Source organism: Streptomyces sp. (assembly GCF_031178505.1).
GTDB lineage: Bacteria > Actinomycetota > Actinomycetes > Streptomycetales > Streptomycetaceae > Streptomyces > Streptomyces gulbargensis.
The window spans coordinates 1-10,905 of record NZ_JAPSIW010000166.1 but is presented as its reverse complement, the minus strand read 5'-3'; the positions used below and the strand labels follow the sequence as shown (position 1 = coordinate 10,905).

8 protein-coding genes and 1 pseudogene are annotated in these 10,905 nt (G+C 74.0%); 6 read left to right on the top strand and 3 right to left on the bottom strand.

The genetic code is table 11. The annotated features are described in order from the left end of the window. Positions 1–285 (bottom strand): annotated as a pseudogene (locus tag RIF68_RS14085) (glyceraldehyde-3-phosphate dehydrogenase); the annotation flags it as partial. A 192-nt stretch (positions 286–477) separates the two neighbouring features. Between RIF68_RS14085 and RIF68_RS14080 the strand changes: the two are divergent. After that, positions 478–1,701, top strand: coding sequence for a cytochrome P450 (locus RIF68_RS14080; RefSeq protein ID WP_309051571.1), 1,224 nt, complete (start codon positions 478–480; stop codon positions 1,699–1,701). A 49-nt stretch (positions 1,702–1,750) separates the two neighbouring features. Here RIF68_RS14080 and RIF68_RS14075 read toward each other — a convergent pair whose 3' ends face one another. Beyond that, a complete protein-coding gene (locus RIF68_RS14075) occupies positions 1,751–2,737 on the bottom strand; it encodes a serine hydrolase domain-containing protein (protein ID WP_375165698.1) in 987 nt (328 codons plus the stop codon). Positions 2,738–2,950: 213 nt separating this feature from the next. Further along, complete coding sequence (locus RIF68_RS14070; RefSeq protein WP_309051572.1) at positions 2,951–4,621, bottom strand: VanW family protein; 1,671 nt, start codon at positions 4,619–4,621, stop codon at positions 2,951–2,953. A gap of 330 nt (positions 4,622–4,951) precedes the next feature. Here RIF68_RS14070 and RIF68_RS14065 point away from each other — a divergent pair, with 330 nt between their 5' ends. From RIF68_RS14065 to RIF68_RS14045, 5 genes are all read left to right on the top strand, one after another. After that, positions 4,952–5,716, top strand: a complete 765-nt coding sequence (locus tag RIF68_RS14065) for an IclR family transcriptional regulator C-terminal domain-containing protein (protein WP_309051569.1) — start codon at positions 4,952–4,954, stop codon at positions 5,714–5,716. Positions 5,717–5,762: 46 nt separating this feature from the next. Further along, positions 5,763–6,095 (top strand): putative quinol monooxygenase, encoded by a 333-nt coding sequence (locus RIF68_RS14060; protein ID WP_309051568.1) that lies wholly within the window; start codon positions 5,763–5,765, stop codon positions 6,093–6,095. Between the two features lie 82 nt (positions 6,096–6,177). Beyond that, positions 6,178–7,212 (top strand): LacI family DNA-binding transcriptional regulator, encoded by a 1,035-nt coding sequence (locus RIF68_RS14055; protein WP_309051567.1) that lies wholly within the window; start codon positions 6,178–6,180, stop codon positions 7,210–7,212. A 145-nt stretch (positions 7,213–7,357) separates the two neighbouring features. Further along, positions 7,358–8,431 carry a phosphatase PAP2 family protein gene (locus RIF68_RS14050; protein WP_309051566.1) on the top strand — a complete coding sequence of 358 codons (1,074 nt, stop codon included), beginning with the start codon at positions 7,358–7,360 and terminating at the stop codon, positions 8,429–8,431. Positions 8,432–8,474: 43 nt separating this feature from the next. Then, a complete protein-coding gene (locus RIF68_RS14045; protein ID WP_309051565.1) occupies positions 8,475–10,700 on the top strand; it encodes an NADP-dependent isocitrate dehydrogenase in 2,226 nt (741 codons plus the stop codon). Positions 10,701–10,905: the final 205 nt, after the last annotated feature.

Genomic DNA, 10,905 nt, shown 5'->3' with positions numbered 1-10,905 from the left:
CGCGGCGAGCATGCCGATGTCGATCTGGGAAGGGCCGAGGTCGAGAGTGGTGAGCGCCTCGAGGAACGGCAGGGTCTCGGTGACCGAGAGCTCCTCGCCGGCTATCTGGCGAGCGAAGCGGTGGGTCTTGAGAATGCTGACCACCGACTTGTTCACCAGGGAGCGGCTGTGGACCAGGACGGTCACGTCCCGCTCCCGGTGCAGCTTCCCGATGATCGGGATCATCGACTCCGCGATCTCCTCGCGGTTCTTCCAGCTGGTGAACGAGTCATCATTGACAGTCACAAGTTTATCTTTCGAGCTAGGCGGCGCTCATATGGTAACCCCCGCCCGTCCTGCTCCATCAAGGGGTCCCGAACCCACGTGCGGCGGATCACTCCCGGGGTGAATTCCGGCCAGGACGGCCGCAATGCGATCTGTCGCCGCGGCCGGCCGGCCCCCACGCTGAGGAGGCGTAGCCGACCGAAGGGAATCGCCGTGACCCCGCCCGACCGCCCGATCGTGCTCGACCCGAACGGAACCGACCCCGACGCGGAACACGCCCTGCTCCGCGAGCGCGGCCCCGCGACCCCGGTCGACGTCCTCGGCGTACGGGCCTGGTCCGTCTCCGACCCCGCCCTCCTCAAGCGGCTGCTCACCAGCCCCGACGTCTCCAAGGACGGGCGGCGCCACTGGGCCGACTTCGACCGGGTCGTGCCGGGGTGGCCGCTCGCCCTCTGGGTCGACGCCCGGAACATGTTCACCGCCTACGGCACCGATCACGCCCGCCTGCGCCGGATCGTCGGCCCCGCCTTCGGCGCCCGCCGCGTCGCCGCCCTCCGCCCGGGCGTCGAGGCCGTCGTCGCCGACCTCCTCGACGGCCTCGCCGCGGAACCGCCCGGCACCGTCGTCGACCTGCGCGAACGGCTCGCCCACCCGCTGCCCATCACCGTCATCGGCCGGCTCCTCGGCGTGCCCGCCTCCCGGAACGCCGGATTCCGTGCCGTCGTCGACGGCATCTTCGACACCCGCCTCGGCGCCGAGGAGGCCGCCGCCAACACCGCGCGCCTGTACGCCCTCCTGAACGAGTTCATCGCGGAGAAGCGGGTCCGCCCCGGCGACGACATGACCTCCTTCCTCATCGCCACCCGCGACGAGGAGGGCGACGGATCCGCCCTCACCGAGGACGAGCTCCGCGACACGCTGCTCCTCATGATCGCCGCCGGTTACGAGACCACCGTCAACGTCATCGACCAGGCCGTGACCGCCCTCCTCACCCACCCCGAACAGCTCGGCCACGTCCGCGCGGGCAGGGCCGGCTGGCAGGACGTGGTGGAGGAGACCCTGCGCCACGAGCCGGCCGTCCGGCACCTGCCGCTGCGCTACGCGGTCGCCGACGTCCCGCTCCCCGACGGCCGGGTCATCGCCAAGGGCGAGGCCATCCTCGCCTCGTACGCCGCGGCCAACCGGCACCCCGACTGGCACGGCCCCACCGCCGACGCCTTCGACGTCACCCGCGCGGGCAAGGACCACCTCGCCTTCGGCCACGGCGTCCACTTCTGCCTCGGCGCCCCGCTGGCCCGCCTGGAGGTGGCCACCGTGCTCCGCGAACTGTTCGCGCGCTTCCCCGGCATCCGTCTCGCCGTCCCCGCGGGCGAACTCCGCCGCAGCCCCTCCCTCATCAGCAACGGTCACCGGGCCCTGCCGGTGTTCCTGGCCTGAGAGGCGGAGGTACGACGGGAGCGGACGGCGAAGGAGCGGGCGGTACGGGTCAGGCGAAGGCGCCGGCCCGGAAGGCGTCCCGGAGGCGGGAGAGCGGACCCGGGTCACGGGTGACGTACAGCCGGTTCGTCAGCAGGACCGCCCAGCGCCCGCGCGCGGGCGAGACCCACAGGGCGGTGCCGGTGAAACCGAAGTGGGCCCACACGTCGTCCGCCGCCTCCGTGCCCGGCGCCGGATGCCAGAACAGGCCGCGCGGCGGCAGCAGTTCACCCGTCCGCACCCGCAGCGAGGCGGCCGTCCATCCGGCGGAGAAGGCCCCCGGACGCGGGTCGAGCAGCTGCCGCAGGAAACGGCCGACGTCCCCGGTGGTGGTGAAGACGCCCGCGATCCCGCAGGCACCGCCGAGCAACCGCGCCGAGAAGTCGTGGACGGTGCCCCTGAGAGGGGCACCGGTCTCCTCGTCGTACTCCGTCGGCGCGCACCGCTCCGCCGTCTCCGGCGGCAGCGGACCGTACCGGGTCTCCGTCATGCCCAGGGGCTGCCACACCCGCTCCCGGGCGAGCCGGGGGAGCGGCCGGCCGGTGAGGTGCTCGGCGAGGTAGCCGAGGATCAGCGCCGCCCGGTCGGTGTACGCGACGGCCGCGCCCGGCCGGTGCCGCAGGGGCTCGGACAGCACCCCGTCCCGGACGGCCCGCGGGTCGGAGCCGTACAGATGCCGCAGGTTGGCCCGCAGCGGCAGACCGGCGGTGTGGGTGAGGAGGTGGAACGCGGAGACCTCCGCCACCGGACGCCCGGCCGCCTCGGGCCAGTAGCTCCCGAGCGGGGCGGTGAGATCCAGCTCGCCCGCGTCGGCCAGCGTTCCGACGACCGCCCAGACCGCCAGGATCTTGGTGAGGCTCGCCACGTCGAACAGGGTGTCCCGGCGCGCCGGTAGGTCCGGGCGCGCGGGGTCGGGGAGGCCGACGGCCCCCTCCGACAGGAGGGAGCGGGCGTCGCCCACCGCCCAGGCCGCGCAGGGGTACACGCCGGCGCGCACGCCCCCGTCGAGGAGGCGCTCGAAAGGGTCACGGGGACGAGGGCTGCGCGGGACCATGAGGGGCCTCCGGCGGGTGCGGCGGGACGGGGCCGGCGTGACCGTCCCCCCCGGGGGGTACCGCACGCCGCTCCCCAGTGATGCCCGCGCCGTACGGGAAGACACCCTTCCGCGCGCCGGCGGCCCCCGCCCGTCAGGCACCCGCCGCCCGGCGGGTCACTTGCAGACGACCTCGTCCCGCGGGGTGTAGTGCGTCTTGAAGTTCTCGCGCTTCACCTCGGCCCCACCGTCCTTGAACACCCGGTCGACCGAGATGTCGAAGCCCTCCAGCGGCGGCTGCGGCACGCACTCCTCGCCGGTGCCCTCGCGCTTGGCGGGCTCGGTCAGGTTGGTGCGCGGACCGGCGACGGCCTCCACCGAGTCGTACTTCTTCGTGCCGAGGAAGCTGACGGTGAGGGAGGAGTCGGTGGAACTCGCCTTGATGTAGAGGGGCTTGCCGGAGTCGTTGCGGAACTTCAGGTCCAGGGAACCCCAGGCGACGGTCGCCTCCCGGCCGGCCGGGTACCGCTCGATGTAGAAGGAGTGGGCGCCGTACTCGACCGGCTTCACCCCGGCGAAGAACATCGCGTTGAACACGGTCGTCGCGACCGCGGAGACACCACCGCCCGGCGCCTGCCGGTACTGGCCGTCCAGGATCATCGTGCCGTCCACGAACCCGTTCTCCTCGGTGCGCTCGCCGACGGTCCGGTTGAAGCTCCAGACCTCGCCGGGGTGCACCAGTGAACCGTTGATCAGCTCGACGGCCCGGCCGATGTTCTTCGTCCGGTACGGGGCGCTCGGGAAGTTCACGGTGAAGGTCGACATCTCCTCGGTGATGCCGAGCCGCGCCAGGGACGCCGACGTCAGCTCCGGCTGCGTGACCCTGGTCGCGACGGGGCCGGTACGGGCCGCCTCGCCGGTCTTCGCGAGCAGCGGGCGCACGGCGTCGCCGAGGGCCTTCGCCGTCACCTCGCGGCCCGGGCGGCCCTCCTTCTCGACGACGACCTTGCCGTCCCGCACGCCGAGCACCGACTCCACCGGGGCGCCGGTCATCGCGGCGAGCGGCCGGGCCACGTCCGGATCCCGCAGGAGGCCCTCGGCGTCGAGCGTGCCGGCCAGCCGGCCGTCATCGGAGCTCACCGACAGGTGGTCGGCGAGCGTCTCGGCGGAGATCCGCAGCCGCTCCCCGTCGACCAGGAGCGTCACCGGGCCGGAGACGGCGGGCCTGGCGTACGAGCCGAGGAAGTGGGCGATCTCGGTGGCCGGCAGCTTCGGTTCGGTCGTCGTCACGGGCAGGGCGACCGCCGAGGCGCCCGGGGCCGCCGGATAGGCGGCGCGCAGGGTGCCGACGGCGCGGTCGGTCTCCAGCTTCTGCCCGGTCACCGGCCGGGTCGAGACGGCCTTGCCGTCGCGGAAGGCGACGGAGCCCTCGCGGACCTTCCGGTCGTTGTGCTTCGCCAGCTCGGCCAGAACGGCCTTCGTGCGCGCGGTGTCCTGGACGAACACCGGCTGGATCTCGCGCGCGTCGGGGGAGAAGAGGCGCCGGATCACGGTCACCGGGTCGCGGGAGGGATCGGCGGCGCGCTCGGCGGTCCGGTCCGTGTCCACCCGCAGTCCGGCGGCGGCCGGGTCGACGGTGGTGGTCCTGGCACCGATCGCGACCGGGATCGGCGCGGTCCAGGAGGCGGGTGCCTCTGCGGAGAGCCGGGCGCTCGCCTCGGCGCGGCTCATGCCGCCTATCCCGATGCCGGCGACCCGGGTACCGGCGGATATCTCGTCCCCGGTGGTCACGAGCCCCGCCACGTACAGACCGCCCGCGGCGACGGCTACGACGCCCGTCGCGACCATCACCGCCCGCAGACGCGGACGGCGCCCCTCGGGGGGCTGGGCGGCACGGTCGGTCCTGGGGCGGGGCACACGCTCTCCCGGGCGTCGGGGACAAGGGGGATCCTCACGACCGTACGCCGAAAGTGTGTTTAATGCACATAAGGCCCGTTTGACCTGCGCTGATACGGAGGGTGGCGAGGGGGCCACGGGAGGTGAGGGATCCGCGTGCCCGGGGCGGCCCCGCGCCCTCCGGTGGCCGTCGTCACGAGCGGCCCCCGCACCCCCGGTGGCCCGGGGCGTGCCGGCCAGGGGCCCGGCGAAGCGCCCCCGACCGCCGCCTAAGCTGGAGCGATGCCCGTCCCTCCCCGCCCGAGCGGCGGACCGCAGTCCGTCGAACGCGCCCTCGCCGTGCTCGACGCCGTCGCCGAGACGGGGCGGCCCGTCGCCGCGAAGGCCCTGGCCCGGCGGCTCGGCTGCGCCCTGTCGACCGTCTACCACGTCACCGGACCGCTGCTCGCCCGCGGCTACCTCGTCAGGACCTCCGACGGCTTCGCCCCCGGCCCCCGCGTCCCGGCGCTGCACCGCGCCCACCAGCACCACCACGGCCTCGCGGCCGGGACCGGCGAACTCCTCGGGCGGATCCGCCGGGCCACCGGCGCGGAGGCGTACCACACGGCCTACCGCGACGGCCTGATCACCGTCGTCGACACCACCGCCCCGGTCACCGACACCGCCCACCCCTTCACCCCCGGCCCCGAACCCCGCGCCCACGCCACCGCCCACGGCAAGGCGCTCCTCGCCGCGCTGCCCCGCCCGCTGCGCCGCCGGTACCTCGCCGAGCACGGCATGGCCCGCTTCACCGAGCGGACGATCACCAGCGCCGAACGCTTCGAGGCCGAGGCCCGCCGGGTGCGCGAACAGGGCTTCGCGGTCTCCATGGGCGAGGCCGACCCGGCGTACACCTGCCTCGCGGTGGCCCTCCCGGACCGGGGCGACGGCATCGTGCACGCCCTCTCCGTCTCCCTCCCCACCGCCGACTTCGCCCACCGCCACGGCCACATCAGGACCGCGCTGGCCCGCGCCGTCCCCGCCTTTCCGGCCCTGCCGGAATCCTGAGCGGTCCGGCCCGCACCGCGCGGCCGGCCCGGCGCACCGTGGACACATGATCTTCATCGCCGTACGTTTCACCGTCCGCCCCGAGCGTGCCGACGACTGGCTCGACCTGGTCGCCGACTTCACCCGGTCCACCCGCGAGGAGCCCGGCAACCTCTTCTACGACTGGTCCCGGAGCGTCGACGACCCGTGCGTCTACACGCTCCTGGAGGGATTCGCCGACGCCGAGGCCGGCGCCGCGCACGTCGCCGCCCCCCACTTCGCGGCCGGTCTGGCCGCGATGGCCCCGGCCATCGCCACCACCCCCGAGATCATCCACGTCGACACCCCGCAGCAGGGCTGGGCGGCCATGGCGGAGCTCACCCCCGTCGACGCCGGCTGATCGACCCCGAAGCGCCCCGCCCCGCCTGATAGGTTTCGCCGCACACGCAGGCGGGGCGGCGGCCCGAGGGGAGAGGCGGCACATGGCGGTGAGCGGGCGGCGGACCGGCAGGCCCACCCTGGAGGAGGTCGCGGCCCTGGCGGGTGTCGGCCGGGGCACGGTGTCCCGGGTCATCAACGGCTCGCCCAAGGTCAGCGACCAGGCCAGGAAGGCCGTCGAGCAGGCCGTCGCACAGCTCGGCTACGTCCCCAACCGCGCCGCCCGCGCCCTCGCCGGCAGCCGCACCGACGCCGTCGCCCTGGTGGTCCCCGAGACCGAGGCCCGGCTGTTCGCCGAACCGTACTTCCTCGACATCATCCGCGGTGTCAGCGCCGAACTGGCCGCCGCCGACAAACAGTTGCTTCTCACCCTGATCCGCAGCGAGCAGGAGCGCCAGCGGTTCGAGCAGTACCTCGCCGCCCAGCGCGTCGACGGCGTCCTCCTCGTCTCCGTGCACGCCGACGACCCGCTGCCCGACCAGGTCAGGGCCCTCGGCCTGCCCGCCGTCCTCAACGGCCGCCGCACCGAGGACGAGCGCGTCGCCTTCGTCGACTCCGACAACACCGGCGCCGGGCGCGCCGCCGTCGTCCACCTCGCGGCGCGCGGCCGCCGGACGATCGCCACGATCACCGGACCGCTCGACATGTACGGCGCCCGCTGCCGTCTCGACGGCTACCGGGAGGGCCTCACCGAGGCCGGACTGGCACCCGACGACGGACTCGTCGCCACCGGTGACTTCACCGAGGAGGGCGGTCGCCGCGCCATGCGGGAACTCCTGGAGCGGCGCCCCGGCGTCGACGCCGTCTTCGCCGCCTCCGACGTCATGGCCGCCGGCGCGCGGGCCGTCCTGCGCGAGGCGGGCCGCCGCGTCCCCGACGACGTGGCCCTCGTCGGCGTCGACGACTCCGCCGTGGCCCGGCTCATGGACCCGCCGCTCACCAGCGTCCGCCAGCCCATCGAGGAGATGGGCCGCACCATGGCCCGCCTCCTCCTCCAGGAGATCGCCGCCCCCGGCGACCCCGACGACCAGCCCCGCCGCATGCTTCCCACCGAGCTCGTGGTCCGCGCGTCCTCCTGAGGCGGTCTCCCCCGGCGGACCGGGGGAGCGGGGCCGCCCGCCGCGCCTCCCGGCGGGCCCGGGCAGGGCCGCCTCCCGCCGCCCCGGCGTGTCGTTCGGGTGTCTCCAGCGGGCGCGGACGGCGCGGCTGGGGTCGAATCGGGGCATGGCTTCCTACGACAGGCCCCGCGCCGGCGGCTCCCCGAGGCCGCTGGAGACCGGTGCCACCTGGTGGTACGCCGCCGTGGCCGGCGAGGCCCCCCGCTCGTTCAGCACCCGCGTCCGCACCCGGACCCGGCGTGCCTGCCTCGGGGCCGTCCTGCTCCTCACCGTCGTGTACGCGGGCCTGGTGCTCACGGCCACCGGCCGCCGCTGGGGCGACGCCGCCGTGACCGGCCGCCGCGCCGACACCCCCGTCGCCACCTTCCTCCGCGAGCACCCCTCCCTCGCCGGGTTCACCACCCTCTCGCTCGTCGCCGGCGCCGTTCTCCTCCTCACCGTCGGCCTCCTGCGCAAGCGATACGTCCTCACCGGCCTCGCCGGGGCCGCCCTCGTCACCGCCCTGGCCGTCGCCGGCCTGCTCCAGCGGTACGCGCCCCGCCCGCGTCCCGGCGACGTCGCGGGCGCCCTCGTGCCGAGCGGCTTCCCCAGCGCGCAGACCACGCTCGCCCTGGGCATCGCCTTCGGGTTCGTCCTCGTCGTCCCGCACCGCCTCCGCGCCCCCGTGACCGGCGCCGCCACCCTGTGGGCCGTGGCCGTCGGCGCGTACACCCTCGCAGCCGGGCATCACCGGCCGGGCGACGTCATCGCCGCCGCCCTGGTCACCCTCGCCGTCCTCTGCGGCCTGGTGGCGCTCCTGGCCCGGCGGAACAAGGTCCGCCCCGCGCGCCGCGGTGGTACCGCCCTGCGCGGCCTCGCCGTCACCGTGCCCCTCGCGCTCGTCGCCGCGGCGGGGCTCGGCGCCGGGTTCCTGCTGCTCGGCGACACCCTGGGCCTGCCCGCCACCGCCCCGTACGACCCGGCCGAGCTGCGCCTGGCCCACCGCTGCGGCCAGGCCCTCGCCGCCGGGGTCACCGCCGCCGCCGGGCTGCTCCTCCTCGCCGTCCTCCGGCACGTGGACGTGGAGGGCGGACCCGCCTCGTACCGCCTCGGCGGCCCCTTCGTGGAGGCCGCGGGCGTGCCCGACGAAGAGGAGCTCGTGGGCCCCTTTACCGAGGACCGCGATCACGAGATATCTTGATGTCGAGCAATCTCGCATACGCAGACGTGGAGCGGAGCACCTGGTGACTGACTCGACCATCATCTACACCCACACTGACGAGGCGCCTGCCCTGGCGACGTACTCGTTCCTGCCCGTGATCCAGGCGTATGCCTCGACGGCCGGCGTCACGGTCGAGACCCGGGACATCTCCCTCGCGGGCCGCATCATCGCCCTCTTCCCGGAGTACCTGGAGGAGGGGCAGCGCATCGGCGACGCCCTCGGCGAGCTCGGCGAGCTGGCCAAGCGCCCCGAGGCCAACATCATCAAGCTGCCCAACATCTCCGCGTCGATCCCGCAGCTCAAGGCGGCGATCGCCGAGCTCCAGGCGCAGGGCTACGCCCTCCCGGACTACCCGGACGACCCGCGGACCGACCAGGACAAGGACGTCCGCGCGCGGTACGACAAGGTCAAGGGCTCGGCCGTCAACCCGGTCCTGCGCGAGGGCAACTCGGACCGCCGCGCCCCCGGCTCGGTCAAGAACTACGCCAAGACCCACCCGCACCGCATGGGTGCCTGGACCTCCGAGTCCAAGACCAACGTGGCCACCATGGGCCGTGACGACTTCCGGTCCACCGAGAAGTCCACGGTCATGGCCGAGGACGGCACGCTGCGCATCGAGCACGTCGCCGCCGACGGCACGACCACCGTGCTCCGCGAGTCCGTCCCGGTCCTCGCCGGCGAGGTCGTCGACGCCTCCGTCATGCGCGCCGCCGCCCTGCGCACCTTCCTCTCGGAGCAGGTCGCCCGCGCCAAGGCCGAGGACGTCCTCTTCTCCGTGCACCTCAAGGCCACGATGATGAAGGTCTCCGACCCGATCGTCTTCGGCCACGTCGTACGCGCCTTCTTCCCGAAGACCTTCGCCAAGTACGGCGAGGTCCTCGCCGGCGCCGGCCTGTCCCCGAACGACGGCCTCGGCACCGTCCTCAAGGGCCTGGAGTCCGTCCCGAACGGCCTCGGCGAGGAGATCAAGGCCTCCTTCGACGCCGAGCTCGCCGAGGGCCCGGCCCTCGCGATGGTCGACTCCGACAAGGGCATCACCAACCTGCACGTGCCGTCCGACGTCATCGTCGACGCCTCGATGCCGGCCATGATCCGCACCTCCGGCCACATGTGGGGCCCGGACGGCCAGGAGGCCGACACCCTCGCCGTCCTCCCGGACAGCTCCTACTCCGGTGTCTACCAGGCCGTCATCGACGACTGCCGCGCCCACGGCGCCTTCGACCCGTCGACCATGGGCTCCGTCCCCAACGTCGGCCTCATGGCGCAGAAGGCCGAGGAGTACGGCTCCCACGACAAGACCTTCGAGATCGCCGCGGCCGGCACCGTCCGCCTCGTCGACGCCGCGGGCAACACCGTCCTGGAGCAGGAGGTCGCCGAGGGCGACATCTTCCGCGCCTGCCAGACCAAGGACCTGCCCATCCAGGACTGGGTCAAGCTCGCCGTCACCCGCGCCCGCGCCACCGGCGCCCCGGCCGTCTTCTGGCTGGACGAGACCCGCGCCCACGACGCGCAGCTCATCGCCAAGGTCGAGGAGTACCTGCCGCAGCACGACACCGAGGGCCTGGAGATCAAGATCCTGTCCCCGGTCGAGGCCACCAAGTTCTCCCTTGAGCGCCTCCGCCGCGGCGAGGACACCATCTCGGTCACCGGCAACGTCCTCCGCGACTACCTGACCGACCTCTTCCCGATCCTGGAGCTGGGCACCAGCGCCAAGATGCTCTCCGTCGTCCCGCTGATGGCCGGCGGCGGCCTCTTCGAGACGGGCGCCGGCGGCTCCGCCCCGAAGCACGTCCAGCAGCTCGTCAAGGAGAACTACCTCCGCTGGGACTCCCTCGGCGAGTTCTTCGCCCTGGCCGCGTCCTTCGAGCACCTGGCCACCACCACGGGCAACGCCCGCGCCCAGGTTCTCGCCGACACCCTGGACCGCGCCACCGGCACCTTCCTCAACGAGGACAAGTCGCCGACCCGTCGCCTCGGCGGCATCGACAACCGCGGCAGCCACTTCTACCTGGCGCTCTACTGGGCCCAGGAGCTGGCCAAGCAGACCGAGGACGCGGAGCTGGCCAAGGCCTTCGCCCCGCTCGCCGAGACCCTCACCGCCAACGAGGGCAAGATCGTCGAGGAGCTGATCGCGGTCCAGGGCTCCCCGGCCGAGATCGGCGGCTACTACCAGCCCGACCCGGCCAAGGCCGCGGCCGTGATGCGCCCGTCCGCCACCTTCAACGAGGCCATCGCGACCCTCGTCTGACCGGACCCGGCGACGCCCGGCCGCGCGGTCGCCCGCGCGGCCCGGCGTACGGCGCGACGACGGCCCCGGCCGGACATCCGTCCGGCCGGGGCCGTCCCGTCGGTGGCGCATCCGGGTGAGCGGTGTGAGTCTGGATGGATGAGCTTCGCATCATGGACGACCACCGGTGTCTACACCGGGCGTGGTGGCGTGCTGACCGTCGAGG